This is a genomic window from Snodgrassella sp. W6238H11 (genome assembly GCF_016100525.1).
GTDB lineage: Bacteria > Pseudomonadota > Gammaproteobacteria > Burkholderiales > Neisseriaceae > Snodgrassella > Snodgrassella alvi.
Map to the genome: position 1 here is coordinate 1 of NZ_JACFSH010000001.1, position 26,670 is coordinate 26,670.

At 38.9% G+C, this 26,670-nt stretch carries 25 protein-coding genes, 1 tRNA gene and 1 riboswitch; of the genes, 8 read left to right on the forward strand and 18 right to left on the reverse strand.

The features are described from left to right. Positions 1-383: 383 nt before the first annotated feature. Positions 384-635, reverse strand: a complete 252-nt coding sequence (locus H3V00_RS00005; RefSeq protein WP_198206737.1) for a hypothetical protein — start codon at positions 633-635, stop codon at positions 384-386. Between the two features lie 650 nt (positions 636-1,285). After that, positions 1,286-1,361, reverse strand: a tRNA-Glu gene (locus H3V00_RS00010). A 357-nt stretch (positions 1,362-1,718) separates the two neighbouring features. Between H3V00_RS00010 and H3V00_RS00015 the strand changes: the two genes are divergently transcribed. Further along, positions 1,719-1,895: a hypothetical protein gene (locus H3V00_RS00015; RefSeq protein WP_172349974.1), complete on the forward strand. Its 177-nt coding sequence runs from the start codon at positions 1,719-1,721 to the stop codon at positions 1,893-1,895. 47 nt (positions 1,896-1,942) lie between these two features. Continuing rightward, positions 1,943-2,173: a hypothetical protein gene (locus H3V00_RS00020; RefSeq protein ID WP_025330182.1), complete on the forward strand. Its 231-nt coding sequence runs from the start codon at positions 1,943-1,945 to the stop codon at positions 2,171-2,173. Positions 2,174-2,534: 361 nt separating this feature from the next. On the opposite strand, the gene H3V00_RS00025 is transcribed toward H3V00_RS00020, so the two are convergent. Continuing rightward, complete coding sequence (locus H3V00_RS00025; protein WP_198206736.1) at positions 2,535-3,353, reverse strand: helix-turn-helix domain-containing protein; 819 nt, start codon at positions 3,351-3,353, stop codon at positions 2,535-2,537. Between the two features lie 181 nt (positions 3,354-3,534). On the opposite strand from H3V00_RS00025, the gene H3V00_RS00030 reads away from it, so the two are divergent. Then, positions 3,535-4,899 (forward strand): MFS transporter, encoded by a 1,365-nt coding sequence (locus H3V00_RS00030; RefSeq protein ID WP_198206735.1) that lies wholly within the window; start codon positions 3,535-3,537, stop codon positions 4,897-4,899. A 127-nt stretch (positions 4,900-5,026) separates the two neighbouring features. Here the strand turns inward: H3V00_RS00030 and H3V00_RS00035 are convergent, their stop codons facing one another. Genes H3V00_RS00035 through H3V00_RS00045 form a run of 3 tightly spaced genes read right to left on the reverse strand, consistent with a single transcriptional unit; the run spans position 5,027 to position 7,761 of the window. Then, positions 5,027-6,397 (reverse strand): histidine kinase dimerization/phospho-acceptor domain-containing protein, encoded by a 1,371-nt coding sequence (locus H3V00_RS00035; protein ID WP_198206734.1) that lies wholly within the window; start codon positions 6,395-6,397, stop codon positions 5,027-5,029. Next, positions 6,394-7,056, reverse strand: coding sequence for a response regulator (locus H3V00_RS00040; protein WP_037475621.1), 663 nt, complete (start codon positions 7,054-7,056; stop codon positions 6,394-6,396). Before H3V00_RS00040 ends, H3V00_RS00035 begins: the two co-directional genes overlap by 4 nt. 6 nt (positions 7,057-7,062) lie before the next feature. Further along, positions 7,063-7,761 carry a VIT family protein gene (locus H3V00_RS00045; RefSeq protein ID WP_084553865.1) on the reverse strand — a complete coding sequence of 233 codons (699 nt, stop codon included), beginning with the start codon at positions 7,759-7,761 and terminating at the stop codon, positions 7,063-7,065. A 145-nt stretch (positions 7,762-7,906) separates the two neighbouring features. Between H3V00_RS00045 and H3V00_RS00050 the strand changes: the two genes are divergently transcribed. Then, the gene (locus H3V00_RS00050) at positions 7,907-9,535 is read left to right on the forward strand and encodes a phosphoethanolamine transferase (protein WP_198206733.1); all 1,629 of its coding nucleotides are present in this window, start codon (positions 7,907-7,909) and stop codon (positions 9,533-9,535) included. Positions 9,536-9,560: 25 nt separating this feature from the next. Here H3V00_RS00050 and H3V00_RS00055 read toward each other — a convergent pair whose 3' ends face one another. The 3 genes from H3V00_RS00055 to H3V00_RS00065 are packed head-to-tail and all read right to left on the reverse strand — an operon-like array spanning position 9,561 to position 15,533. Continuing rightward, complete coding sequence (locus H3V00_RS00055) at positions 9,561-11,795, reverse strand: DEAD/DEAH box helicase (RefSeq protein WP_198206732.1); 2,235 nt, start codon at positions 11,793-11,795, stop codon at positions 9,561-9,563. Beyond that, complete coding sequence (locus H3V00_RS00060) at positions 11,795-13,102, reverse strand: ATP-binding protein (protein ID WP_198206731.1); 1,308 nt, start codon at positions 13,100-13,102, stop codon at positions 11,795-11,797. Before H3V00_RS00060 ends, H3V00_RS00055 begins: the two co-directional genes overlap by 1 nt. Before the next feature lies 1 nt (position 13,103). Continuing rightward, positions 13,104-15,533, reverse strand: a complete 2,430-nt coding sequence (locus tag H3V00_RS00065) for a TerB N-terminal domain-containing protein (protein WP_198206730.1) — start codon at positions 15,531-15,533, stop codon at positions 13,104-13,106. 378 nt (positions 15,534-15,911) lie between these two features. On the opposite strand from H3V00_RS00065, the gene H3V00_RS00070 reads away from it, so the two are divergent. Both H3V00_RS00070 and dcd read left to right on the forward strand, forming a co-directional pair. Next, positions 15,912-16,814: a recombination-associated protein RdgC gene (locus H3V00_RS00070; protein WP_198206729.1), complete on the forward strand. Its 903-nt coding sequence runs from the start codon at positions 15,912-15,914 to the stop codon at positions 16,812-16,814. Positions 16,815-16,903: 89 nt separating this feature from the next. Beyond that, a complete protein-coding gene (gene dcd, locus H3V00_RS00075; RefSeq protein ID WP_025330196.1) occupies positions 16,904-17,470 on the forward strand; it encodes a dCTP deaminase in 567 nt (188 codons plus the stop codon). Between the two features lie 73 nt (positions 17,471-17,543). Here the strand turns inward: dcd and H3V00_RS00080 are convergent, their stop codons facing one another. The 6 genes from H3V00_RS00080 to H3V00_RS00105 all read right to left on the reverse strand — a co-directional run bounded on the left by H3V00_RS00080 (position 17,544) and on the right by H3V00_RS00105 (position 23,685). Beyond that, entirely contained in the window at positions 17,544-17,888 is a 345-nt protein-coding gene (locus tag H3V00_RS00080; protein WP_084548254.1) for a DMT family protein, read from the reverse strand. A 668-nt stretch (positions 17,889-18,556) separates the two neighbouring features. Beyond that, positions 18,557-19,663: a class I SAM-dependent methyltransferase gene (locus H3V00_RS00085; RefSeq protein WP_232335913.1), complete on the reverse strand. Its 1,107-nt coding sequence runs from the start codon at positions 19,661-19,663 to the stop codon at positions 18,557-18,559. A gap of 163 nt (positions 19,664-19,826) precedes the next feature. Next, positions 19,827-20,519, reverse strand: a complete 693-nt coding sequence (locus tag H3V00_RS00090) for a Bax inhibitor-1 family protein (protein WP_078475113.1) — start codon at positions 20,517-20,519, stop codon at positions 19,827-19,829. 209 nt (positions 20,520-20,728) lie between these two features. Then, positions 20,729-21,343 carry a 7-carboxy-7-deazaguanine synthase QueE gene (locus tag H3V00_RS00095; RefSeq protein ID WP_198206728.1) on the reverse strand — a complete coding sequence of 205 codons (615 nt, stop codon included), beginning with the start codon at positions 21,341-21,343 and terminating at the stop codon, positions 20,729-20,731. Beyond that, positions 21,340-21,768, reverse strand: coding sequence for a 6-carboxytetrahydropterin synthase QueD (gene queD, locus H3V00_RS00100; RefSeq protein WP_198206727.1), 429 nt, complete (start codon positions 21,766-21,768; stop codon positions 21,340-21,342). Before queD ends, H3V00_RS00095 begins: the two co-directional genes overlap by 4 nt. A gap of 83 nt (positions 21,769-21,851) precedes the next feature. Then, positions 21,852-21,897, reverse strand: a riboswitch (PreQ1 riboswitch). Positions 21,898-22,014: 117 nt separating this feature from the next. Then, entirely contained in the window at positions 22,015-23,685 is a 1,671-nt protein-coding gene (locus tag H3V00_RS00105; RefSeq protein WP_198206726.1) for an AarF/ABC1/UbiB kinase family protein, read from the reverse strand. Positions 23,686-23,758: 73 nt separating this feature from the next. Between H3V00_RS00105 and H3V00_RS00110 the strand changes: the two genes are divergently transcribed. Further along, a complete protein-coding gene (locus H3V00_RS00110) occupies positions 23,759-24,298 on the forward strand; it encodes a C40 family peptidase (RefSeq protein ID WP_025330203.1) in 540 nt (179 codons plus the stop codon). Further along, positions 24,298-24,513: a hypothetical protein gene (locus H3V00_RS00115; protein WP_198206725.1), complete on the forward strand. Its 216-nt coding sequence runs from the start codon at positions 24,298-24,300 to the stop codon at positions 24,511-24,513. The genes H3V00_RS00110 and H3V00_RS00115 overlap by 1 nt, the downstream gene beginning before the upstream one ends. A gap of 217 nt (positions 24,514-24,730) precedes the next feature. Here the strand turns inward: H3V00_RS00115 and H3V00_RS00120 are convergent, their stop codons facing one another. From H3V00_RS00120 to H3V00_RS00130, 3 genes are all read right to left on the reverse strand, one after another. After that, positions 24,731-25,255, reverse strand: coding sequence for a hypothetical protein (locus H3V00_RS00120; protein ID WP_198206724.1), 525 nt, complete (start codon positions 25,253-25,255; stop codon positions 24,731-24,733). A 140-nt stretch (positions 25,256-25,395) separates the two neighbouring features. After that, a complete protein-coding gene (locus tag H3V00_RS00125; protein WP_025330206.1) occupies positions 25,396-26,022 on the reverse strand; it encodes a BON domain-containing protein in 627 nt (208 codons plus the stop codon). 30 nt (positions 26,023-26,052) lie between these two features. Continuing rightward, positions 26,053-26,640 (reverse strand): SIS domain-containing protein, encoded by a 588-nt coding sequence (locus H3V00_RS00130; RefSeq protein ID WP_025330207.1) that lies wholly within the window; start codon positions 26,638-26,640, stop codon positions 26,053-26,055. Positions 26,641-26,670: the final 30 nt, after the last annotated feature.

Consider the following 26,670-nt stretch of genomic DNA (forward strand, 5'->3'; position numbering starts at 1 on the left):
AATATGACACCAATTGAATATAGAAACATGAAACAAATAGCATGATTTTCTACTTGGTTTGTGTGCTAACAATGGGGTATTTACACACAATATCAGTCTGGAAACTGGGAAATTTTTATTTTCTATTGTTAATGCACACAGCGGATGCATTCCGCACTTAGTGCTACGTTGACAGGGGGCGAGCAAGGTGAGCGAAGAAGCTACAAGTACCGTGAGCTTAGTAAGGTTATACACTAAAAAAATCAGCAAGGTATTGTGAAGATTAAACTGATTTATGCCGGCAATTTACATATAACAACATTGCAGCGTTTGCGTGACCAGATGTTGATCTGTGAGACTGATATCGATCAGCGAACTTGATCAGAAATGTGGGAAAAACTTAACTAGCCGATTGCCTCAAGGAATATTAAAATAAACGCTGCACACCTAGGACAAAGCTCAAAATCATAATATTTCCCTCCCGCTGCATAATTTTTACATACAAAGTTTCTGCAAACATAAATGATTTTTCCACAATTTGGACATTTACACATATCTCTTCTAAATTTATTTTTAACTAAAATTGTTGCTCGGATTTTTTTATAACAAAACGGACAACGACCTAATGGTTTAGCCTTTAGTGTTTGTTTATTCATAATTGATACCTTATAAATCCATATTAGGTATTATTGAAATGTGTTAATAATGGAAACCAATATATTTCTAATCAATTAATGTCTTAATACTTCGTGAACCAAACAGTAAGTTATATAGCCAAAAATTAATCAATTTATTAAATAAATACAATTTAATTAAGTATATTATAAATTTTAGTTATTATTAATATTATTTTATTTATATAAAATATAATTAAAAAATATAAATAGAATGGCCAATATCTATGCTTAAAATTTCTGAACGAAAAAAACAAATTGAATTCATTAAGAATAAACTGAACGATGTAAAGCGTAAACGTGATACGTTAATAAATATAATTGAGAACAGTTCAGATGAAGTAAGTTCAATTATGAAGCAAATATCAAATTAAGATGAAAGAGAAAGAGCTCTATTAATTGAACAGGAAAAAATATCTGCTGAACCTGTCTTTGTGGAGCCATCTGGTATTGAAATTGATTCAGCTGTTAAAGCTCTGCGGGATATCATAACAAATCTAAAGAATGTACGAAAAATAAGGATTTTATTACAATCATTTATAGAGAGTATTGAAGTATTTGATGATGAAAAAGTTATAAACTATATACCTGAACGGATTGTGAATGCAAAAGCGGTTCATAGTAAGAACGAATGGCACGCCTACAGGGATTCGAACCCCGGTTGCTACCGTGAAAGGGTAGTGTCCTCGGCCTCTAGACGATAGGCGCATTAATATGTGTTAGAGTGTATATGATACTACAATTTGTATAAACATATATCATTTTCACAAGTATGAAAAGTAATTCTAACAGTTTTAATTATTATAAGAAATATCTCTTTATCAGAATTATTATATTGTCAACTTTGATATTACTTTGCTTTGTTTTTAAAAAGACAAATTAAATAATAAAATTTATTTGAATAAATTTTATAAAAATTAAAATCAATTAATGATATATTCATAACAAATTGATAAATGGTTAAGTTTAGTTAAACCTATGTATAAATAAATATTTTATGATATAATATTTTTGTTGTTTAAACAACATATCAATTATTATATATTTATTTACAAAGGTGAAAATATGGTTTATTTTACTGTTACTGCAGCTAATGGGTGTAAAGCACTTATTAACAGAGATATGGTTAATAAAGTAATTGATTATGGTAATTATCGTGCCATTTATCAAGGAAGTGATACTAATAACTTTCAAGTTAGAGAAAGTTTGTCTTATATTTGGGATTATTTAAATAGTAAATAAAAGTTGTATAGGTTAAATTTTATTCTCTTTGAGAAGGAATTCATAAAATGAAAACTGATTTAACATGTATTCTTTTAACATTACTGTTATCTTTTTCATTTAGCAATGCTTTTGCATATAAACCTTCTCAATTTGATAAAATTCGCCTGAAACAAAATTGTAAAAATGAGCAGGAGTCGCCATTTAAAGACTTCGCTGGTACGCCTAGTTGTGATAAACTGAAAAAAATCGAAATCGATGAAAATCAGCCTACTTACCGGGTAATTCGTGAACAATAAATGAATTTTATCTGAAAAGGTAAGTACAAATGTAGCCTGATTAGGCCAATCAGGCTACAAAGTTGACAGATTTAAACTCTGCAAGCTGCATCAGAATGACGGTTCTGATGCAGCTTAATTTTATTAATAATTGTATTTTTATAAAGGTTGAAAGGGTAAGTAACCAATAAATGAATATTGCATATTTTAAATGTGCAATTTTAATTTTATTGCAATCTATTATTCAGTTATCTGATTGTTTATTATTATTTAATTTGAAATTCTAATTAAATTTAATATCAATGTTATAGTTTATTCTAATCTAGTAATATTACATAATATATCGAAATTATTTTAATTTACTATTAATATGATTATTATTTTAGATAGTAGTGTGAGTAAAGTTTCGATATGAGAAGCGGTTTCTCATGGCTTTTTGGTAGTTTCCCGGCGTTACCCCGAAATTTCGTCGGAAAATAGCAATAAACCCGCTAATATTGTCATAACCTAAATATAAAGATATTTCTGTGACTGGTTTTCCGGCAGCAAGCAATTCTAACGCTTTTAACATGCGCAGTTTCTGACGCCATTCTGTGAAGTTAAACCCGGTTTCATTTGTAAACCGACGTGTTAATGAGCGTCGGGAAATGCCAGCCCAGATGCCCCAGTCGTTTATTTTCCTATCATCACCAGGATTATCACACAAAGCTAAAGCGATTTTTAACAGACGCATATCTTTGGGCATTGGAAGTGCTAGCTCAACTTGAGGCATTGTTCTAATCTCGTCAAGGATTACGGCAATTAATCGCTTCTGTTCTGGTTCCAGTTCTGAATTATGCCATGACATGGTTCGTGTAATTGCTTCACGCAGTAAGTCAGATAATTCTAAAACGCATGGTTTGACAGGTAGTTTAGTACATGCGTTTTTTTGTATATAAATGCTCCATCCTTCGAATGGTCCATGTGATCCAAGAAGACTATGCTGTACATTCGGAGGTATCCAGACACCATGAGTTGCGGGCACTACCCATTGACAATTTTCTGCTTCAATTGAAATTAAACCCTGTAATGTGCCGAGTAATTGTCCTCTCGAATGACCATGACGTTGTGTCACTCTTTGTGAAGAGTGGCTGACTGTCGATATGATCATCGGTTCGCTATCAGAAGAAGCGATCTGTGGAGAAATGAGTGGAGTATTCATTTATATGGCCCCGATGGGATATTTTGTGGCTTAAATTGGTTAGTAAAACTCTATTCTACTGACTATCCTGAAGCCTCTTAATTGTATTGAAGATAACAAGTTAGCAATAAATAGATAAGTTGTAGATGTGCAAAATAATAGTTTTTATACAAATTTATTAATCATCTAGAGAGAGTTTGACATGGCACAATCAGTTGAGCTGACGGCCGCAGAAAGAAAGTTAGTGTTTGCTATGACGCTATCTAGTATATTGCCATTACTGGATAGCAGCATTGTTAATGTTATTTTATCCTCAATTTCGAATGATATTAATGCCTCTTATGCTTATATACAATGGGCTGTTACTGTATATATGCTGGCCTGTGCTGCAGGTATATTACTATCTCCTTATATACATGAAAAATTTGGACTCAAGAAAGCATGGATATGCTCAATTTTTGTTTTTCTTGTAGGTTCTATATTGGTTGGATTTTCATATAATCTGATTTCTTTAATCCTGTTTAGATGTCTACAAGGTTTTGGTGCAGGAATATTAATTCCTATTACTCAATCCACAATAGCGACTTATTTTGGTAAGGAAAGACTAAAGCCAGTTATGGCATTGATTGCTATTCCGTCAGTCTTTGCCCCTGCATTAGGACCAGTTTTTGGAGCAATCATATCAGAACAGTTAAATTGGAGAATAGCTTTTTTTATTAACATACCTTTAGTGCTTGTGGCTTTTTTCTTTGGCAGGACGACAATACCTAATATTAAAACGTCTAAATACAATATGAATATTTATGTATTTATGACATTTTTAATTGCTTTAATTCTATTTTTTATCTCTATTAAAAATATCGCATCTGGGCATTTTTTTGATATTTCTAATATTATTATGCTGGTTTTAGGTATTGGTTTGATGATGGTTTCGCTTATTACTAATAACAAGTCAGACAGTAAACTGATCGATTTAAGTGCATTTAATAGTCCTCAATATTCAATGTCAATAATGATGGGGTTTCTGACGTCGCTTATCTTTTTTGGTTTTATGATTTTTTTTCCTTTAATACAAGCAATAAAGGATAATGTATCTATTACATATATTGGTATGCTGCTTGCCCTGCAGGGTGTAGGTGCCTGGTTGGCTAGAAAATTTATTTATAAATCTCTAAGTGAGATAAATTCATTTCTAATTATTGGTGTAGGATTAATAATATCAGCAATAAGTATATTAATTATTCAAGTTGGTGGAAACGCCCCTGAAATCATCGGTTTTACTGTCCGAGGCTCCGGATTAGGCATCGCCACGATTGCTGTTCTCTCTTCTCCATTCGAGTTTTGTGGTAAAAATCAAATTAAGGACACGAGTGCTGTCACGCGTGTTGTACAGCAGATTGGCGGCGCATTTGGGGGAGTATTATCAGGAATACTTATCTACCTGACGCAAGCTCAATTAATTTCAGTAAACAATGCTTACCATGTAATGTTTTTTGTATCTCTTGTATTTGGTGTTATTGCTGTTATTGCCTATATTTTCTTTGGTCGAGTGAATAAAATCGCTTAACATAAGATTTGGTTCATTTATATGAATTTTGGGCGCCGATTAACAAGTCTGTTGCTGAGAGAATAGTGCAAACATTAGCTAAAAGCCCCACCGTCTTACAAACAAATCCTTAGTTAATATTATTGTATTATGATGCTTTTTGTTGCAGTTTAACCTGGAAATTAATAGTTTCATTTTTATACTTTCTAATCTTTACTATATCTAATTCCATTTGCAGCCAATGCAGCTGAGCAATACCATCAACAATAGACAGTCCCAAGCCACTGCCACTGCTTTCTTGCCCTGCCGGCCGGAAAAAGCGTTCACGCAGACGTTTCAGGTTTTCTGAGGCAATATCATTACAGGGATTAGTTATGCTGATAGAGTTTGTGTTTAGGGTTAAATTAATAATACTGTGTTCAGGACTATAGCGAATGGCATTATCAAGCAGATTACGGATAAGAATAGTCAGCAGGGTATGGTCACCGTAAATAGGTAATACTGCCGCCGCATCAGTATTAAATTGCCGCAGGATACGACACTGGCGTTCACGTGCCAGCAAGCTGACACTCTCTATAGCGTCATTGGTAATATCTGTCCAGTTAACTGCTTCGGTATGGGGTAACTCGGTAAGTGGATCAAGACGGGAAAGAGTAAGAAGCTGATCGACTAAGCGGGTAGTGCGGTCGATGCTGTGTTCAATACTGCGTACACGCTGTTGCTGAGCATCGTTCAGGCTGGTAAGTGCCAGCACTTCTGTTTGTACTTTAAGTGCAGCTAATGGGCTGCGCAGTTCATGTGCTGCATCTGCTGTGAAGCGCAGTTCACGTGCGCGAGATTGTTCTATACGCTGAAATAAATCATTCAATGCATTGATAATAGGCAGAATTTCGGTAGGTACAATATTAGAAAGAGGTGTAATACTGTGCGGTTCTCTATGGTACAGAGTTTGTGCCAATGTCTGAAGTGGCTGTGTACCACGGCGTACGCTCCATGCAATCAGCCATAGTAAAAGCGGCAGAGCAAGTATAGATACTGCCAGTTGAGACCATACTGCACGCAATACAGTTTGCAAACGTTCGTGCATACTGAATGATACGGCTACTTTGAGTTGCTGCTGAGGACTATTCAGATAAAAAATACGCCATGCATGGCTTTGCCACCAGTATCCCTGATTGATAAATCCCTGATAATCCGGTTGATAGGGAATAGACTGGCCTGTTTCATCGGCATTAATCCGTTTATCTTTATACCAGATGGCGTATCCTGATTCTTTGGCATCAATAAGCCCGCGCTGTGATTTTGGGATAGATGGCAAAGCGGGATATTGGCTGGAATTGAGGTTGATCGGTGTATGTAATAATCGCTGTGCCAGCTGACTCATCTGTGTATCACCGGCTTCATTGATTTCATGCATTACTGCCACTGCGCTAATGATGGCTGTCAGAATCCATAGAAGTGGCAGGGTGATACCAAGATAGATAATTAAGCGCCGACTAATAGCAGTGGTTGGCTTCAAGGTGCCTCTCCGAGCTGATAGCCCAGTCCGCGCCGGGTACGAATAATGGTTGTGCTGATTTTTTTACGTAAATGATGCACGTGTACTTCTATGGCATTGCTCTCGACTTCCTGTTCCCAGCTATACAGTTTATCTTCGATTTGAGCGCGGCTGAAAACATGTTGCGGATGAGTGACGAGTAGCTGTAATAACAGCCATTCACGCTGGGTAAGATTAAGTGGTTTGCCATACAGGCAGGCATGACAGGAGTTAAGTTTCAGACTCAGCTGCCCGAAGTTAATTTCGGTCTGACTGATGCCCTGACTGCGACGAATAAGCGCATGCAAACGTGCAATCACTTCATCAAGCGCAAAAGGTTTACATAAATAATCATCAGCACCGGCATTCAGACCAGCAAGTCTGTCGGGCAGGGCATCGCGGGCGGTGAGAATCAAAACCGGTGTGCTGAGATTCTTGCTGCGCCAATGGCTTAAAACGTCCATACCATCTCTTTCCGCCAGACTTAAATCAAGTATTACAGCATCGTATGGCGCTACACTTAATGCCTGTTCTCCAAGGCGGCCGGATGCAAAAATATCGCAAGCCATACCTTGCTGGCTCAGACCGGCAGTAAGGCCGTCAGCAATGTCTCTGTCATCTTCAAGAATCAGTATACGCATATTTTTTCATATAGTGATACCAATAATCCGACCTATCATGCTGGTAAAGGCCAGTGCAAGTGCACCTAATATGACGATTCGGATTACAGCCGGACGTTTGGGAGCTCCGCCCAGATGTGCTGATAGGCAGCCCAGAATACCAAGACCGGCTATGGTGGTAACAGACAGTATGCTCATCAGCCATACGGTAGAGCTTAACAGAGATAGTAATACTGGTAACAAGGCACCGCAAGCAAAAGACAGTGCAGAAGCCAAAGCTGCCTGAAGCGGATTGGCTTTACTGACTTCGGTGATACCGATTTCCTCACGGGCGTGGGCTTCAAGAGCATTATGTTTGGTTAGAGCTTCGGCAACCTGTTGTGCAAGTGTTTTGTTTAAACCACGCTGACGATAAATATTAGCCAGTTCTTCCAGTTCTATTTCTGGATATCGGATAAGTGAGTCCAGTTCTTTGCGTAAATCAGCTGCTTCTGTATCGCGCTGGCTGGAAACGGAAACATATTCTCCCGCAGCCATAGAGGCGGCACCTGAAACAAGCGCTGCAATACCGGATATAAGCAAGGTATGCTGATCCGGATCGGCTGCTGCCATCCCCATTAGCAGGCTGGCAGTGGAAATCAGTCCATCGTTAGCGCCAAGAACGCTTGCGCGTAACCAATTGTTACGGTTAGAAAAATGTTGTTCATCATGCCATGACTGGCTCATTTCGGGCTCCTGATAAGTACAAATTAGTACTTTGCAGACATATTAATTACCGTACCACAATGATGCCGCTTATTGGCATGGTTTACCTTAAGCTTCACTTAAGGCTGTTTTTTTACACTTGCCGCTGTTTAGTTAACAGGGGCTGATGATGCAGTCGAAATGGGTATTAAGCAGCAATCGGGCCATATTATTGCTCAGTATTTATATCTTATTGATATTTAATGTAGGTTTCTGGAGCTATCTGTTTCAGCATGTAACCCTGAAAAATAATGTTATTTTCTGGTTTACCGTACCTGTTGTGATGCTGGCAGCAATGAATTTTTGTATGCAGTTTTTATTCTGGCCATATTTACATCGGTTGATGGTGCCATTGCTTCTGTTACTGGGCTCAGCTGTAAGCTATGCAGTGATGATGCAGCATATTTATTTTGATGCCAATATGCTGCAAAACATTATGCAAACTAATATAGGTGAAGCCGGTGCCTGGCTGACGCCTCAATTCTGGATGTGGCTGGGCATTACCGGCTTATTACCGGCGCAGTGGTATTGCTGGGGTGTTACTATTCACTATACACAACCATGGTATCGTGAATTCGGCAAACGAATTGTAGTCATAATTGTTTCTTTGATTACGGTTTTTACACTTATTCTGCTTGCGTATGGCAGTTATATCTCTTTTTTCCGGAATAATAAAACTGTGAATCATTTAATAGTGCCCACTAATTTTGTCGGAGCAGCAGTAAAAACAGCTTATAACTCATATGATGCTCATCAGCCTTTGCAACGCATAGGGCTGGATGCCAGTCATCAGCGTCATGGGAATAAAAGGTTATTGATACTGGTGATGGGTGAAACCACGCGCACTCAGAATTGGGGATTGAATGGTTATCCGCGTCAGACTACGCCAGAGCTTGCTGCTATGGGTGATCAGGTTGTCAATTTCCCTCAGGTTAGTTCGTGTGGTACAGCAACGGCTGTGTCTTTACCCTGTCTTTTCTCGAATATGCCACGCCAGCATTATCAGGCTAATCTGGCAAAACATCAGGAAGGGCTGCTGGATGTTTTGCAACGTTCAGGAGTTACAGTAAGCTGGCGTGATAATGATGGCGGGTGTAAAGGTGTATGTGACCGTATCCGTCATCTGGATGTGCGGGACTGGGCTCCGAATTTGAAATGTAATAGTGATGGTTGTCTGGATGAAAGCCTGTTAATTAATTTACACGATATGATTACCAATATGCCTGATGATGCTGTTCTGGTATTGCATACAATGGGTAGTCACGGTCCCGCTTATTATCAGCGTTATCCTGAGGCATTCCGGCGCTTTACACCGACGTGTGATACGAATCAGATTCAGCAGTGTACCAGGGAGCAATTGCGTAATACATACGATAATACGGTGCTGTATACAGACCATATATTGGCAGAAATAATTAAGTTATTACAAAATGAATCCGGTCTGGCCAGTGCGATGTGGTATTTTTCTGATCATGGAGAATCTTTGGGTGAAAACGGTATATATCTGCATGCAACACCCTATGCTATTGCACCGGAAGAGCAAACCCGTGTACCTATGCTGTTCTGGGCAAACCATGATTTTGCCGATATCAGTAATCTGGATATGAACTGCTTACGCCGGCATGCGCATCAGCAAGAATTTTCACATGATAATATTTTTCATTCAGTATTGGGACTAATGGATGTGAAAACCAGTGAATACCAAACTCAGCTGGATTTATTCGCATCGTGCCGGAAAAATAACTTTAATTATTGATTTGAAAATAATTATTATATGAATATTATGTTTTAGTAATTTCTGATTTTGTATGAGCAAATTGCTGTAACCATTTTTTTGTTGCTTGTAGATCAAAAGCCTGACGGGCATATTTCATTAATAACAAATGTTCAGGAAGATAAGAGTCAAATTTTTCCTGTTTTTGTTCTGGAACAAGTTGTGCAAGTGCCCAATCTTCACCAAAATCTTCTTCTGCAAGTTGTTTTAATATTTTTTCCACATCTTCAATTGATTCATCATATACTAAGATTATTCCATTATTTATCGCTAGGGTCAGATCTTTCCGGTGTAAAAGGGCAAAGAGGGTATTAATAACTTTGTCTCCTTCCCACGTTAATATATATACTGTGTTATCGTACTGGATTAATCTTTCTGTAGAAAGTTTAAAATACTTAAAAAAACGACAGCTTTCAATAAACAGGTTTTTAGCATTATTATCGGTAAAATCTGCTTTCCCGTTTGCTGCTGATATCCTGAAATCTTCATCACATAATATTTGATACATTTCCTTACGGATAGTTTCATGAATATTTAAACTATTATTTTGAAATGTCGGAGGAACTCCTCCTTTTGTTTTATCAACTAAAATGATTTTATCTGTAATATCAATGCTGATTATTTGCCAGCGCTGGCCAGCAAAAATGATATTTTGCCCTTTTATGAGTATATTCGTGACAGGTATAGATCCTAGCGTTTTATTTTTGGTTATTACCCGATACTCAAGTGGAGTTTGGAAGACACTATAAAAAGTATAATGGTTAACAAGTTTTTCACCATTTACGCCTAAAATCAGAATATCGTTGTGTGTCTGGCCAATTAATTGCTCTGAACCCATATGTCTGAGCAAACTTTTAAACTGAGATGTGGTAACGTTTTGAAAAGGTCCTTCCTTGCATAATAATTGGTAAAGCTGTTCTATCCGGATACCACCCCATTGAGCTAGTACAGACAAAATTTGATGCAAAAGTGTTGAGAAATGAAGCAGGCCGTTATCGACTGGTTCAAACCAGTTACTGCTGATTAACAGACGTACCATCGCTAAAGCTTGAATTAAGTCCAGATGTAATAAATCGATAAAATTAGATGTTTCTGTTTTTTTTGTTTCAGCTATTAACATCCGTAATATTGATGAATTGCCACGTCTGCCACTTCGTCCTACCCGCTGTCGCAAACTAGAAACTGAATGCGGGCTACCTACTTGTATAACCGAATTAACTTTACCAATATCAATTCCTAATTCAAGAGTCATGGTACAAATTGCAGTAGTCGGAAGTGAACTTTTCTGTAAACGTTGTTCTAAGGATTCCCGAAATGATTTTGCTAAAGAGCCATGATGCGGGAAAAACTCATTCGGCAGATTTTTTTGCTCACACATATCACTCAGGCAAACAGCAATTTTTTCACACTTTGGTCGGCTGTTAACAAAAACAAGATTGTTACTACCGCGGCAAAAGCGAAATATGTCCTGACAAATTTGATCTGTAACAGCATTAGTAGTTTTAGAAAAACGATTTTCTATCTCATCCCGTTCAGATTGATCAATATAGCCACGTACTTGTAATTTAAGTGAAGAATGAGCATGGGTTTCGCGAATTATCTGGCAATGGAGTCTTTGATTTGGTCGTAGCGACAGAGGAACACTGTTTAAATCGCCTAATGTAGCACTTAAGGCAATGCGTGGAACTGGTGTTTTTAGCTTGCCTATAAGGTGTTCAGTACGAGTTAGCAGTGATAATAATTGTATGCCTCTTTCTTGACCGATAAAAGCATGAAATTCATCAATAATGATATATTGCAATGACTGAAAAGCTTTTCGGAACCAGCCAGAATCATTGAGAAGCATTGATTCTAACGATTCTGGTGTAATTAGCAGAATACCAGAGGGAGATTTTTTAAATTTAGTTTTCTGGTTTGCAGGAATATCTCCGTGCCATGGGGTAAGTTGCATCGACAGCACTTTCGTCAGACTATAAAGGCGACGATACTGGTCATTAATCAATGCCTTTAATGGACTGATATATAAGATACTTACTCCATTTTGTATTTCCATGCATTTACTACAGGCAGGCAAAAATGCAGCTTCTGTTTTGCCTGCAGCTGTTGAGGCACTAATTAGTACATCGGTTTTTCCAGCAAGTATCGGAGCAATAGCAAGTTGCTGAATTTCTCGCAGGCTATTCCAACCTTGCTGGTAAATCCACTTCTTTACTTTTTGGTTTAGTAAATGATAGCTTTGCATTACAGTCTGAAATCTGTCAGATTATCATCATTTTCAATTTCTATTTCCATATCAGAGTTTTTTTCTTCTTCTATTTTGAGTGATTCAAGCAGTTGCTGCCATGAAATCTCTGGATGTTGTTCTATAACGGTAAGCATATCCAAAAATGCCTTAATAGTGTTACGTGGTGTTTTGAAATAGGCTTCTCCGATGGTTTGGTTACAATGAATCAGAAATGCCGTTAAAGAATCATCTGGGACAAGGTATTTAGTACTGTCTCCTGAGGCATAAATATGCCGAAGATTTTTTAGTAAAATATATAATTCTTCAGGGGAAAGACAGGCTAAATGTAATGCTGGGGATGAGTAATCGATTACGTCAGCTTGTTTAGCAAAATTATTTTCTGCAAGTCTTGTTTGCAATGCTTCATAACTATATAAGCCTTTGTAAGGATCAAGCAGAAATTCAGGTGTTCCTCCTAATAAGAAGCCAATATATTCAGCATTTCCCTGTAAGCAATCATTTAATATGCGTAGTATTTGCTCATAATTAGACTTTCTGGCCTGTGTATTGCTTAGCTTATATAAATTTACCATTTCGTCCAGATTAACCAATAATCCGCTATAACCAGCCTGTCGTACAAATAGACTCATTATTTTTAAAGCATCGTAAAAAAAAGCGTCGGAAATAATGGTTCTCACCCCTAAATCATTGCGGGCATCGGTTTTGGTGCTGTATTCTGCTCTTAACCATTTAATTGCACAAGCTTTTAAATGCTCATTATCCTCTTCGCTTGCTTTCCAATATATTTCAATAACTTTGGCAAAATCATAACCTCCAACCATTTCAGATATGGCTGTGAGTCTTTTATGAATAACTTTCTCTACACTGTAGTCGTTGCTTTCTGCTTCTTTCTGAACTTGGGTAATGAATTTTTCTACAACACTGGTCAGGGCGTTTCCATCAGGTTTATTACGTGTAGACATATTTTTCATTAATTCTGAGTAGAGATTTTTGGCCTGACCACCAGTAGCATGCAGGCGTCTGTCTGGAGATAAATCTGCATGTAATGTTACAAATTTCCGTTCCAGTGCAATTGCTCTTACTACACTCATAAAAAAAGTTTTGCCTGAACCATAGTCACCAATAATCAGCCTGAAAGCAGCTCCTCCATCTTCTATACGCTGGATATCTTGTATCATGGCTTTTAATTCATTAACTCTTCCCACCTGTATATACTGAATACCGATTTTCGGAGTAACACCTGCTTTCAGGGATTGAATAATTGCATCTCTTTCTTTTGCTCTGATTTTTTTTTCTGTCATCATTTTATCCTTGTAATTCAGTTAATATTTCAAAATCTATATAAATATCATTATTTTCTTCTATAAGTGGTGCATCTACACATTCATAGGCCCATTCGTTTATGGTTTCAATTGCACCGTCGGGCAATAAATTAAATTTTTTGCATAATTCAATATATTCATCACGCTTCCAATGTTCTCTTGTAATCAAAATGTTTAAGAACTGTTGATGAGTGCTATCAAGATTCTGGTTATCCGGCAATTCAGGCTGAGGTACTATCGGTTCTTCTTCAATATCAGTAAATATAGAGCTTAGTAACGATTGCACATCACTGGTTTCGCTTTCATGCAGTTTAAGAATAGCCGAGTCAAGGATAATATTGCTTTTTTTATCTGTATCAGTTTCATTATTTTCTGATGCTGCTAATGGTTGTTTTTGCCGAGTTTTGTTGGAGGATGCTGATAGTGCGTGAATGTCATTGACTACGGTAAATTTGTCTAACCCTAAAGCAGAGTATAATTTTTCAATCTGTTTGATTTCAGCGGGTGCTGCATCACCATCGGCCAGAGCGATGGAAATGAGCAGATGACTAATAATTTTTCTTTGGTTGGAATCAAGTTTTGCTATTTTATCTCTTAAACCTTGCATGCCATGAGTATTATTCAAGCACGATATTAGAAATAGTTGTAAATACTGTTTTTCTGTATCTTGTAAATTTTGATTAGATTCTATAAAACGTTTTAGTAATTCTTTTTCTTTCTCATGAATGAAACCATCAATATTTGCTACGATTACGCCCAGTCTTATTAATAGCTCAGTATATCGAAATTCTGCACTAGGCTGAAAATTCACTAAATTCGGAGAATCATGTAGTACAATTTTATCTTCAGGACTGATTTTAATTGTTTGTATGCGGCTATCAGGTATTATAGTTAAACCAAATTTGTTTGCCATCCGCTGCATCAGCTCATTTTCTTTTTTATTAATTGCTTTTGGTAATTCAGTATTGATATTTTTCCAAAATTCCTTTACCGAAGCCAAACCGTTCTGCTCCAGCAAGACATGATTGACCCATGCTCTGAACTGTTTAATTACAGGAGAATTGTTTATATTAAACAGTTCTGCCGGCAACAAAGTTAGGGCAGTAATATCATTACGGGAAGAATTTTCTCTTGCTAAGTAGCGGCTGTATTCACCCAGTAAATTTGTACATAGTTCCGCTATTGCAATCAAGCTTTTTAAAGGTTTTGTTAATATACTTGGGTCTGGTAAATTGGGATTATCCCATTGGCAAAAACCAATGGAGCGATTTGCAGCCTGATAGTCGATTTTTAATCTTGTCTTATTAGGTTTAATCAGGATACCCTCAGGAAAATGTTCATTAAATTTCAGAAAGAAAAGCTGTCGAAACTCCTCTTTACAGCGTCGTGCAGCTGTTCTGAAATAATATTCAGGAGTGTAATCTAACCAGTCTAACGCTAAGCTTGCCTTTACAGGTTTTTCATTTTTTACTGTTACAGCCAGTATCAGTTTAAAAAATAATTCATTTGAAAATTGAAATAATTCATTTTTCAGCTGTTTGGTAATAGCTGGACGTAAATAGATCATTAATGCCAGTAAATTGCCCGAATAATTATTGAAAGAATAATTACTGTCATAAATTTTCCGTAAACGTATTATTTCATAAAATATTTCAAAATATTCTTTTGTATCAATTAAATGAATGGAGTTTTTGTTGGCAATGATGCGACGTTCCAAACCATAAAAATATAGGAAAACATAGCCTATAGGCATATTGGGATGAGAACGATCAGATGCCAGCCAATTTAAATATATCCCGCGACATTGAGGAGAAAGTTCTGAATAGCTTGGCCAATAGCATAATGTAGCATCAGTATAGAATTCAGTCTCATTTTCAATTTCAACTGGTTTAGACACAGGTAAAGCAGGATCAATCAAACTATCTTCACTACTGTATCCGTTTAATCCCATTAATTTACTGCCGTAGAAAATAAATCCTTTGTTCAATTCCCGGTTTTGAATGGTAATTGAACTATCCTGCGGGAGCCAGCGTCCGTCTTCGATATCCTGAATTTCTGATTTTTTTGAATAATTATCGGAGGTAATTGTAAAAGTTACCAGTTCATCATCTTCATTTTTATTAACTGATTGTTTATCATTGTTATATTGAGTCGATAACTCGATAATAACTGAATTGATATTATTTTGAGAATAGGGTTGTTGCGTGTTGCTATCATATTCTGATTTTTCAGATTCTGTTTCTACAGACAAAATATTATCTTGATGAGGTTTGGCTATTTGCGAAGCCGAGCTTTTCTGAATACGATTGCGTGATGTTGGAGCTGGTGGTTTTTGCTTTTTATTGGAAAAGATGATTATTAATGAAAAAAAAATTGCTATACAAGTAAAAATCACCATTTTATAAAATGCCATTCCACTTTAATTCAATGTTAAAAACATATAGAAATAGTTAACAAACAAAAGCTGACTGCCTAATACACATTTTATGTAAATATATTTTTAGATATTACGACCATATATATATTTAAGCCAAGTTATTTGGCTTTTTTTAATTTGAAATGGAATAATTTATTAGTTTGTGTTGTTTTATGTACAATAAATTTGATGTGTATAAAGCTATTGAGATGATTAACTAGGTCAATTCTTATACTATATTAATATTTTTGAAGAAATTAACTTGGTTATTTATTTGAGCAATTATTATTTTTATTAAGTTGTATAGATAACGCACTTAGGTTCAAGCTGCCGTATAATCACTCATTTCCTAGTTGGCTGTGAAAGAAATTACGCATGTGGTTTAAGCAATTAAGTATTTATCCGCTCAATAAAGACAATCTGCCGAATTTAGAAACTTTGGTTGATAAGCTGACCGAAGCTCAGTTTAAGCCGTGTATGGGATTGGATTGGGACAGTATTGGTTTTGCCAGTCCTGTATCGTTTAGCCCTGAGATGGTATTTCCGGCACAGAATACGTGGCGCATTGCGCTAAAAAAAGAAGAAAAAGTATTACCCGCAGCCGTGGTGCGCGATATTCTTGACGAAAAAATTAATGAAATACGAGAAGCTGAGGGGCGGAATGTCGGGCGTAAGGAGAAGATGGAACTGAAAGAAACCATCACCGATGATTTGTTACCGCGTGCTTTTACTAAAAGTGGTAAAACAGAAGCCATTATTGATACTCAGCGCGGCTTATTAATGATTAATCAGGCCAATGCCAATCGTGCTGAAATGCTGCTTACGAAATTACGTGAGGCACTGGGCGGGCTGGAAGCGAAGCTGCCACGCACTCAGCAGTCGCCAGGCAGTCTGATGACGGAATGGCTGTTAAGAGGAGATGCTGCCGGTCATTTTGAGCTGGACTGTGATTGTGAACTCAAAGGACTGGGTGATGCTGCACCAGTAGTTCGTATCAGCCATCAGGATTTAACCGCAGAGGAAGTGGTTAATCTGGTCAAAAATGGTAAGGTTGTTACTCAGTTGGGGTTATGCTGGCAGGACAGAGTACGTTTTGTGCTGACGCAGGATTTTACTCTTAAACGTATTCAGTTTCTGGATGTGATTCAGGAGGAAGCTGCAGGGCAGGGAGACGATATGCAAAGTATAACCTTCGCATCACAAATACTGATGTCAGAAGCCTTAGGCGATCTGCTTGCTGAGCTGGTGCATCATCTGGGCGGCTGGTTACCGGAATAATGGCTTTAAACGGCGTAAATAGTCGCAATTTGCCTGCAACAGTGGCATTGGCTTCGGTATAATGCGCTAAATTTATTAAGGATACTGTCATGAGTATTAAGTCAGACAAATGGATACGCCGTATGAGTGAAGAGCACGGCATGATTGAACCGTTTGAACCTAATCAGATTAAGCAGTTAAACGGTGAAAAAATCATTTCCTATGGTACTTCCAGCTATGGTTACGATATTCGCTGTGCACGCGAATTCAAGATTTTTACTAATATCAACAGTACTATTGTAGACCCGAAAAATTTTGATACGCGTAATTTTGTAACTGTTGAAGACGACTTTTGCATCATTCCGCCTAACTCGTTTGCTTTGGCACGTACTGTGGAGTATTTCCGTATCCCGCGCAATGTTCTGACTGTTTGTCTGGGTAAATCCACTTATGCACGTTGCGGTATTATCGTTAATGTCACGCCATTTGAACCTGAATGGGAAGGCTATGTAACTCTGGAATTTTCCAATACCACGCCATTACCGGCAAAGATTTATGCTAATGAAGGGGTGGCACAGGTATTGTTTTTTGAAAGTGATGAAGAGTGCGCTACTTCTTATAAGGATCGTGCCGGTAAATATATGGGGCAGACGGGCGTAACTCTACCTAAAGCTTGATATAAGTCTGTGTTTGAAAAAGGACGCGATTGCGTCCTTAAAAATTTGGATGTTCAGGCGGCGGTTTTACAGATTAGCGTTTAAAAGCAAAATATACTGCACCAAGAATAAAGCCGAAGCTGATTAAATAGTTAAGTCTGAATTCATCTTTTAAATAAAGAATCGCAAACAGGGTAAATACGACCAGTGTCACTACTTCCTGAATAATCTTCAGTTGAAACGGTTTTATCCCCCAATGTGCCCCCAGATGATTGGCCGGCACTGCAAGACAATATTCAAATAGAGCAATTCCCCAGCTAATCAAAATAATCTGCCAAAGCGGAAATTGATAATTATTGGGTTTAATATGCCAGTACCATGCTGTAGTCATGACCAGATTGGATGCTGTGAGCAAACAAATAACAATTAAGTAATGCATAATGATGTGGTGTATTTAAATTGATGATCTCTTAATAAGATAAATCATACAATGAAGAAATGGTTTTGTTCATATACTTGGAATGAAAAATATATCTTACTGCAATCAATGTTTTATTCAAAGATAAATAGCAGGAAGTAATAGAAATGTAATAAGTAATTAATACAAAATTTTATATGTTTTATTGATATATATTTCAGCTTTGAATTCAGTTGTATATTTACACTCAATATTAAGTATATCTGTAATTATCTGGAATTGTATTGAGATAGTTTAAGTAAAAGGTTTACTGTATCTGCGGGTAAAGAGTACAGATGGTATTTTGAGTAATAAAAATGATGAAGCAGATATTGATTAAAGCAGAAGGTTTTTGCAATATGTGTCTGGATTAGTAATTAAAATATATGCTTTTCAACTGAATTTCTTACGAACTGAAATTAATTTCAATTTGGCGTCAGGCAATGATGATATATCTGAAAAAGATATTTATGACTTGTAATTCTAAATAAATCAATAATTTTTGTGTTAAGGGTGAGCTGGACGGTGAAAGTGGTTTCCGGTGATATTAAGTTTACTAAATTATAGCTTATGTCTGTGAATAGATTTTTTGTCTGTATGTACTGATGAGGAATAAAACAGGTGTTTGCATTACTATGCAAACACCTGTTTTATTGAATGCCCAATTGCCACAAAGAAGTGATTTCACGATTACGGGCATAGGAAAGTGGATGATGTTGTTCCCGGGCTTTTTGATGCGTGGGTTGAGTATCGATTTTATGAATAATTTTTAACCCTGCTGCTTCTATCCATTGATGTAAGGCTTCTGAGGGGCGTAAGCCAAGATGTTCAGCTATATCGGACATAATCAGCCATACCTGCCCGTTTGCTGAGAGGTGGTTTCTGACATTTTCCAGAAATGTTTTCAACATTTGATGGTTGGGGTCATAGAGTGCTGTTTCTATATCGCTGCTTGGCTTAGCGGGTAACCATGGAGGATTACAGACAATGAGATCGGCCTTGTCCTCTGGAAACAGGCTGGTATGCTGAATATGAATTTGTTTATTTAAACCGAGACGCTCTATATTTGCTTGTGCGCATGCAATGGCGCGCGGGTTATTATCTGTTGCAATGATTTCAGGTATTCCACGCTGTGCGAGTATAGCCGCCAGTACGCCACTGCCGGTTCCGATGTCCCATGCTGTCAGACAGGCAGAGGGAAGTGCTGCATGGGTAACCAGTTCAAGATATTCACCGCGTACGGGCGAAAATACACCGTAAGGAACATGGATTTTTTGTCCTTGCAATGCAGGAACGGAAACACCGGTTTTATGCCACTCGTAAGCGCCAATATAGCCTAATAACAGATGCAATGGCAGAAGTAGGGCGTTCTGATTGGGTTTGCCGAATACGTCGTTCAGAGCAGCTGCAATGTCTGGTGCGCGACTATTGTTAAGTATGCTCTGAGGTTGAATCTCTACTAATAGAAGCTGGAACAGGCGGCTGTGCTGAGCCTGTTGCAAACGATGTTTATGAAAATCAGTATGAATACGGGCTTTACTGCGAACACGTTTTTTAATCGCAGCCAGTAGTTGTTTACCTTGATGATAATCACCGCGCCAGAGCAATGCAGTATGCTGACGCATGAGTTGAATCGCCTGTTCAGCGCTGATCTGAGTGATAGCCTGAATGTGTTTCGGAGCGGGATGGCGGCTGTCGCCTCCCCAGTCTGCCTGCATGTTTTGTGCGTTTTCTGTCCAGTGAATGGTTTCGTTCATGTTGGTTTGTTATATAAAAGGCATTATATAAGAGAATAATATGTTAAACGGGGTTGCAGGTAAATAATATGGCTATGGATTGGGTGGGTGTACATGATTTTGCAGAAATAAAAACTGCCTGAACTTAACAGATGTTCAGGCAGTTTTGTAGTTGGTATGTATTTTAGCGGTTATCCATTATAGCCAGCAGAATTTGTATCAGACTGGTAAAGATATTGTACAAAGAGACAAACAGAGTGAGTGCTGCACTGGTTGCACTGTCTTCACCACCGGCAATAACTGTACGGATTTGCCACATAATCATCAGTGAACTGAAAATGACAAAACCGGCTGCAATAGTGAGTGACAAAACCGGTAAATGCATAAACATATTCAGAATCATACCGATAATTAAAACAACTGCTCCAACAACCAGAAACTGACCAATACCTTTCATTTCAGATTTGGAACGATGAGCAATTGTTGCCATGGTAAAAAATACGGCCGCTGTCATTAATGCTGCCATACCTACAATTTGTGATCCGACAGCAGAAGCCACAGCAAGTTGTAAAAGCGGAGAGATGAAAAATCCGATAACAAAAGTAAAAACCATTAACAAGGCTATACCCAGATTGTTATAACGGTTTTTTTCAATTGCAAACATCAGCCCGTAAGCGAGAATAAAAAACGCTACAACTGATAGCCATGAATTGCTAAACAGAGCATAGAAATTTATATAATTACCTGCGTAAGCACCTGCGGCACAGGGCAGGAAAGATAGTCCGAGCAGGCTGTAGGCTTTGCGCAGAACAACGGTTTGCTGGTTGTCTTCTGCCTGACCCAGCTGGGTAAAATCGTAAGTGTTACGAGATTTCATGAATAATATTCTCCGTGATTTTGTCAGTAAATAATTTCTCTGGTTGATTATATTGTAACAATTGTTGGCAAAATATGCACAATAATGATGAATTGTTACAATAAAAATGTTGATTTTTATTTTTAAATATATTTTTGACAATATTAGGCTGATTTGGATTTTTTCAAGGATTTTGAATCGCCGGCAGAATACATAGATGAGCAGAAATATTATTCTATATTGGCCAGTTTGTGTGTCTGAATGCTTAGCAACCATTTATTATTATGGCGGTTTTGATTCAGTCTGCCGAGATATTGTAATGTAGTAAGCATATTGAACTGGTTGTTTTGTTCGCAGGGCGAAAGAAAATAGTGTCTGGCCTGAATCTGTTGTTCTATGTTCTGGCAGAAGGTAAGAAAATCCGGATGGTTTTCAACTACGATGCGTACTTCGTCAGCCTGACGCTGTAGTGGAAACGGATATTGGTGACGATAATAAAATTTCGGGCTCAGGGCTATATAGTCGATAAGCGGGTCTACTGTGCCCAAACCATTGCTTTCGATGGCAAGATAATAATTTTCCTGTTTAAGTGCGCGTAAAAGTAAGGGCAGTTTTTTATTGATAGTAGGTTCGCCGCCGGTAATGATTATGTTTTTACTCTGAAACTGACTGACGGTATTGAGGATGTGCTCCAGACTCATACTTTGGTAACTCATGAAGTCAGTATCGCACCATGGACATTTGAGGTTACAGGCTGCCAGACGGATGAAAACAGCAGGCATACCGGTATTGTAGCCTTCGCCCTGCAGGGATTCGAAGATTTCGACAATATTAAACTGGATCATGAGCTGGTATTCTGATATTCGCAATAGGAAGTAGGGGTTTCCCATAGGGTAATTTTGGATACTGGCAGATGAGCCGTAAGCTTGTTGAAGATAAACCGGCTCATGCTTTCAGCAGTAGTGCGACAGGGAAAGGCAAATACTTTTCGCTCCATTTGGCGAAGGAGGGCTGCGATTTTACATTCGTTTCTATTCGTTTCATCATACAGATAGGCATGATCCAGCTGGCTGATAATATGCTGGTTAATGATTTTTTTGATGTCGGAAAAGTCCATAACCATTTCTTTGCTGGATCCTTGCTGATGTAGCTGGTCGCTTACTTCGACAATCAGGCGATAGGTGTGTCCGTGCAGGTTATGACATTTGCCCTGATGCCCGTCCAGCATATGGCAGGCATCAAACTGGAATTCTTTGGCGATTTTAAACATATTTTCTGTCTAAAAGCCAAAGAAGAAAGATTTGTCATTAAGAGAAGATGATATTGCAGAATACAGTTGATACATGTGTAGCAGGGCTCCTAGTTTTTTTTCGTGGGATGGATTGCGAACCACGTGGTTATTCAGTTTTCAATAACACATTTGCTGTGTGAAGGGATTTCTATTACTTCAAGTATATATTTTAATGGAATCAGCTGTTTTCTTACAAGGGTAACTGTGAGTAACTGCGGGATTGATTCAGTGTCGTCCTGAGCGCCAGATTGACCAGATTACCCAGAGGCTGTTGCTGAATGCCAGTAAATAGCCAATCAGTCCGAAAAACGACAGGCCGAATATTTTCGGACCGGAATTAATACTCATAACAATAGATGAGCCAATGATAAGTGCCGCTGTAACAATTCCCATTGTCAGGCGATTAACAACTTTATCCAGCTGGTTGTTAAATTTATCGATGTGCTGAATGTTCAGGTTAACAGGGAGCTGTCCGTGCCGGATGCGTTTACTTAGACGTAATAGATTTTGGGGTAGTGTATCTATTAACTGAGCTAAAAGATGTAACTGTATTTTATTGTGGCGCCAGATTGACTGGATGTTAAAGCGATTGCGCAGTACGTTTTTGATGGTGTTTCGTGCATGATTTAATAGTTCAAAGTCGCCGTCTATTTTTTTTATAACGCCATCAAGGGTAATCAGGCATTTGAACAGGATAATCAGATCCGCAGGCAGGGTGAGACCATGTTCACGAATAATATGGGTAATATCGTTAATTATCTGACTGATACGCAGTTCTTTACTATTAAGCTGCTCATAATTATTCAGCATTTCCAAGACATCTGTTCCAAGCTGGTCTTCGTTAATAATTTCTCCCTGCGCCCAGTTGGACAGAACATATTGCAGTGCAAACTGGTCGTGTTCCAGCAGTGCATGAATCAGAGTGATGATTTCCTGATGGCGCTGCTGGCTTAACCGGCCGACAAGCCCGAAATCAATTAAGGTGATTCGTCCATCATTTCGTACTAAAATATTACCCGGATGCGGGTCTGCGTGAAATAAACCATGCTGTAATATCATATCAAGAATGGTATCGACCAGTGTGGCTGCAAGTTTTTTTCGCTGCTGCTTGTCCCAGCCGGTGAAATCAAGATTTTTAAGTAAAGTATCGTCAATATATTCTTGTACTAATATTTGCCGGTTAGAATATGCCGCATAAGTTTGTGGTATATGGATTTGCTGCTGATGGTTGTAAAGACGGGAAAAATGTTGCATATTGCGACGTTCGGCAGACAAATCTGTTTCTTTTTCGAGTGAACGGGCAAAATATTGCACCATTTGTACCGGATAGTAACGTCTGGACTCGGGTATTTCCGATTCAAGCAGTTGTGCTATGTGGTTAAGAATACGCAGATCAGCAGCTACGGTTGACTCAATACCCGGGCGTTTAACTTTAATGGCGACCTGTTCTCCGCTGATAAGTGTGGCGCGGTGAACCTGTGCTATGGATGCGCTGCCGACAGGCAGAGCTTCTATATTACTGAAAATGCTTTCCAGTGGCTGGTTAAGCTGAGCCTGAATAATATTTCTGATGTCTGGACTCGGAAGAGGATGTGTGTTGTTTTGCAGATGGGCAAATTCCTCTGTCCATTCTTCTCCGAAGACATCGGTACGGGTAGCCAATATTTGTCCGAGTTTGATGAATGTTGGTCCGAGCTCTTCAAAGGCGAGTCGCACTCGTTTTGGTGTGCTCAGGTAGTGCTGGTGATTCTGGCCTGAAGGGTCGGAGTGTTTGTACCAGCGTCTTGGTAATTTGATACGAACAAGAAATTCACCCAGACCGTGTTTGGCCAGAATGGTGATAATTTCGCGCATACGCGCCCAATCGCTGATATGGGATGAGCTGGGTGAATACATATGATGATGTCCCGAACAATTGCTATTTACAGGATAGCAGAATTGTTTGATGAACTGATGGAATAATGTTGGCATGAAGTGGATAAAAACATTAATGAAGACGGCAACGGTATGCTTGTGTGCCAATTTCATTCTGATTTCGCCGGTAATGGCGGCACCGGATGAAGGTCTGGATAATGCAGCGCTGGAGCGTTTGATTCGTGACAGGACTGCTACACCGGCTGTGCGTACAGGTGATGACGCCAGTGACCTGATTATGAACGCAATGGGACTGCTTGGTGTTGCCTATCATTTTGGCGGAAATTCCCCCACAAGCGGACTGGATTGCAGTGGTTTTATGCAATATATCTTTCGGCGCAGTATGGGTGTTACTTTGCCGCGCAGTTCACGGCAGATGGCTACGGTAGGTGAAGCAGTCAGCCGAACCAGTTTGCAGCCGGGGGATCTGGTATTTTTTAGTCCGGGTGGTGGTGGAATTTCCCATGTGGGTATGTATATCGGTAATGGCCGGATGATCCATGCGCCGCGTACGGGTAAGAATATTGAAATTACCAGTATTGAACAGGGCTACTGGTCTCGTGCTTTTGTGACTGCGCGCAGGGTGAAACACTGATGAAACCTTTACCACCGATGCCGAAGTGGGTAGATGATGAGGGCAATGTGGTCTCTTGTACTGAAAAAATTAAGGTGATGCAGCAAAATATGCAGGAGATCTATGAGCTGGCACAGGAAGCTTTTGAAGACGGACTACTGATGGGATGTCAGGAAAAGCAGTTACGCGCTTATCTGAGCGAACTGATGAACGCAGTGGAGAACCCCTATCAATAATGCATTGATAGTGTGTACTGCTTAAGCACTCATCGAACTTTATCTGCCGGAGTTCTGAATATTTGGTTATGTATGCTAATTTATTGTGTACATAGCTATGGTTTTCTGCTGCCTTTAAAATGATTAAATACAACTATGAAATTTTGTCAGGGTTGACAGTTGGCCATAAATAAAGCCCATCAGCAGGATGGGCGTTATTATTGCTGTGAATATTGGTTTAAAACAGATTATCCAGCGGTTTGCCGTTATTTCCGTTTGCTGCGGGTTTTGGTTTTGTTGTCGGAGCTGTATTAACAGGAGTGTCAGAGTTATTTTCTCTATTAGTGGCAGCGGGTACGTTTATGGGCGTAATAGGCCGAATTTCTTGTGTATTTTCCGGATTGGCTCTGTCTCTGGTATTAGCTCTGCCGGTAGTAGCAGGTAGAGCAGGTTCGGAAGCAGTATCAGGTTCTGTACTCTCCGAAGCAGCTATAGCAGGATTGGGTGAAAATACTGGTGTTGGAACATTACTGCCTGTTACCGGTGCACCGGTCGGGGTCAGTACTTCAAAGCTTGCCTGCGAGGCGAATTCTGTGGTTTCAGAGGTGGAATTCAGAACTTGCCATGCGTGAAAAACGAACCAGACAACAAATATGGCCAGAATCAGAAATAAAGTCAGTAGAATTTTGGTGAATGTACTCAGACCAGTTTTAACCGCTTTTTTTTTGTTTTTTGTTTCCGGTGCGGTGGGTTTAGTGCTCATGACAGGTAATCCTTCAGGGATATCGTTGCGTATAATATCGTTATTATACGCAAAATTTTGTTTACGCTAATCAGATACTGGCAATTTACTGCTTCGATAAGCTTGGTCTATATGGTTGTATCGCAGCAGAATGTCGGTTATCAGGGATTGGCCGGTGTACTCTTCGGAGTATTTTCAAAGGTTTGATACAAAGTAATAACTTTCTGAACACCAGACGTTGTACTGATGGCCGTTGTAGCGGCCTGTTGTTCATCTGGTGTCAGAATACCCATTACATAAGTGACGCCATTATAAGTAACTACTTTGACGTGATTTGCCGATACGCCTTTGGTATTTAGCAGATTGGAACGTATTTTTGAGGTAACCCAGGTATCATCTGTAACATGACTTAATTTACGATTCTGAGTGGCGATATCAATGTAGTTATAGATTTTTTGTGCCGCAGGCTGGGCACGGGCAACGCGCTCTACCAGATTTTTATCATTTTCACTGGCTACTAAGCCAAGCAGTAATATCTGCCGGTTGTAGCTGATAACGGACAGTGTAGGCTGGAATTTACTTTCCTGTGCCTGACTATTCAGGTATGAGATAGCACCATCATGAATCCGAACTTCCATTATTTTGTCATCTGCCTGTGCGCCAGTAGTACGCCGGTCGATAACTGAAAGCGTACCAACAGTGGCACCACCTACCAGAACAGCCGGACAGCCGGTCAGGGTAGTGGTCAGGCAAAGTCCCAATGCCAGAGCAGAAAGATATTTTTTCATGAAATACACCTGTAAATTGGTTGTTGCAGGTTATATACCACCTAGCAATAATTGGTCAATCTGTGCGCACAAAGCATGAATAGTTACCTGATGTGCCTCAAGTACACGTAACGGATGGTCGCCGGGTACATTAAGCCAGAGATCGTCATCGCGCAATAATCCGGCAACTTCACCACCGCTTCCGCCGGTAATCGCCAGCACTCGCATATCACGTTCATGCGCGGTTTTAATCGCACTAACCAGATTGATATTCTGACCATCTGCCGATAGTACACAGAGCATATCATGCTGTTTGCCAAGTGCGTGAATTTGCTTGGCAAACATATCGTTAGGACCGCTGTCGGTTAATATGCTGAGTACAGAAGGATTATTGCACAATGATAAGGCGGCCAGTGCCATGCGTTCCTGTTGTAATCGGGTCACCATATAGGCGGCGAGCGTGTTTGCCAGTGATGCATATGCACCATTACCGGCAATAAGCAGCTTGCCATCACTCATCAAGGCCATCAGTATTCCCTGAGCAACTTCGGCAATTGGTTCAGCCAGTAAGTCTGCACACTCGTTCAGAAGCTGGGCACTATCGGCAAAATGTTGATGGACGGAGATGGATTCTGTCATATAAATTAATTTGTTAATTAAGGCGGGAGC

What these genes read in the sequence shown, in the direction of transcription:
- H3V00_RS00005 (WP_198206737.1), bottom strand. Translation starts at nt 635, where the DNA reads ATGAATAAACAAACACTAAAGGCTAAACCATTAGGTCGTTGTCCGTTT.
- H3V00_RS00030 (WP_198206735.1), top strand. Translation starts at nt 3,535, where the DNA reads ATGGCACAATCAGTTGAGCTGACGGCCGCAGAAAGAAAGTTAGTGTTT.
- H3V00_RS00045 (WP_084553865.1), bottom strand. Translation starts at nt 7,761, where the DNA reads ATGAGCCAGTCATGGCATGATGAACAACATTTTTCTAACCGTAACAAT.
- H3V00_RS00055 (WP_198206732.1), bottom strand. Translation starts at nt 11,795, where the DNA reads ATGCAAAGCTATCATTTACTAAACCAAAAAGTAAAGAAGTGGATTTAC.
- H3V00_RS00050 (WP_198206733.1), top strand. Translation starts at nt 7,907, where the DNA reads ATGATGCAGTCGAAATGGGTATTAAGCAGCAATCGGGCCATATTATTG.
- H3V00_RS00120 (WP_198206724.1), bottom strand. Translation starts at nt 25,255, where the DNA reads ATGAGCACTAAACCCACCGCACCGGAAACAAAAAACAAAAAAAAAGCG.
- dcd (WP_025330196.1), top strand. Translation starts at nt 16,904, where the DNA reads ATGAGTATTAAGTCAGACAAATGGATACGCCGTATGAGTGAAGAGCAC.
- H3V00_RS00060 (WP_198206731.1), bottom strand. Translation starts at nt 13,102, where the DNA reads ATGATGACAGAAAAAAAAATCAGAGCAAAAGAAAGAGATGCAATTATT.
- H3V00_RS00115 (WP_198206725.1), top strand. Translation starts at nt 24,298, where the DNA reads ATGAAACCTTTACCACCGATGCCGAAGTGGGTAGATGATGAGGGCAAT.
- H3V00_RS00125 (WP_025330206.1), bottom strand. Translation starts at nt 26,022, where the DNA reads ATGAAAAAATATCTTTCTGCTCTGGCATTGGGACTTTGCCTGACCACT.
- H3V00_RS00070 (WP_198206729.1), top strand. Translation starts at nt 15,912, where the DNA reads ATGTGGTTTAAGCAATTAAGTATTTATCCGCTCAATAAAGACAATCTG.
- queD (WP_198206727.1), bottom strand. Translation starts at nt 21,768, where the DNA reads ATGTTTAAAATCGCCAAAGAATTCCAGTTTGATGCCTGCCATATGCTG.
- H3V00_RS00130 (WP_025330207.1), bottom strand. Translation starts at nt 26,640, where the DNA reads ATGACAGAATCCATCTCCGTCCATCAACATTTTGCCGATAGTGCCCAG.
- H3V00_RS00020 (WP_025330182.1), top strand. Translation starts at nt 1,943, where the DNA reads ATGAAAACTGATTTAACATGTATTCTTTTAACATTACTGTTATCTTTT.
- H3V00_RS00015 (WP_172349974.1), top strand. Translation starts at nt 1,719, where the DNA reads ATGGTTTATTTTACTGTTACTGCAGCTAATGGGTGTAAAGCACTTATT.
- H3V00_RS00085 (WP_232335913.1), bottom strand. Translation starts at nt 19,663, where the DNA reads ATGAACGAAACCATTCACTGGACAGAAAACGCACAAAACATGCAGGCA.
- H3V00_RS00105 (WP_198206726.1), bottom strand. Translation starts at nt 23,685, where the DNA reads ATGTATTCACCCAGCTCATCCCATATCAGCGATTGGGCGCGTATGCGC.
- H3V00_RS00025 (WP_198206736.1), bottom strand. Translation starts at nt 3,353, where the DNA reads ATGAATACTCCACTCATTTCTCCACAGATCGCTTCTTCTGATAGCGAA.
- H3V00_RS00080 (WP_084548254.1), bottom strand. Translation starts at nt 17,888, where the DNA reads ATGCATTACTTAATTGTTATTTGTTTGCTCACAGCATCCAATCTGGTC.
- H3V00_RS00040 (WP_037475621.1), bottom strand. Translation starts at nt 7,056, where the DNA reads ATGCGTATACTGATTCTTGAAGATGACAGAGACATTGCTGACGGCCTT.
- H3V00_RS00065 (WP_198206730.1), bottom strand. Translation starts at nt 15,533, where the DNA reads ATGGCATTTTATAAAATGGTGATTTTTACTTGTATAGCAATTTTTTTT.
- H3V00_RS00095 (WP_198206728.1), bottom strand. Translation starts at nt 21,343, where the DNA reads ATGATCCAGTTTAATATTGTCGAAATCTTCGAATCCCTGCAGGGCGAA.
- H3V00_RS00110 (WP_025330203.1), top strand. Translation starts at nt 23,759, where the DNA reads ATGAAGTGGATAAAAACATTAATGAAGACGGCAACGGTATGCTTGTGT.
- H3V00_RS00090 (WP_078475113.1), bottom strand. Translation starts at nt 20,519, where the DNA reads ATGAAATCTCGTAACACTTACGATTTTACCCAGCTGGGTCAGGCAGAA.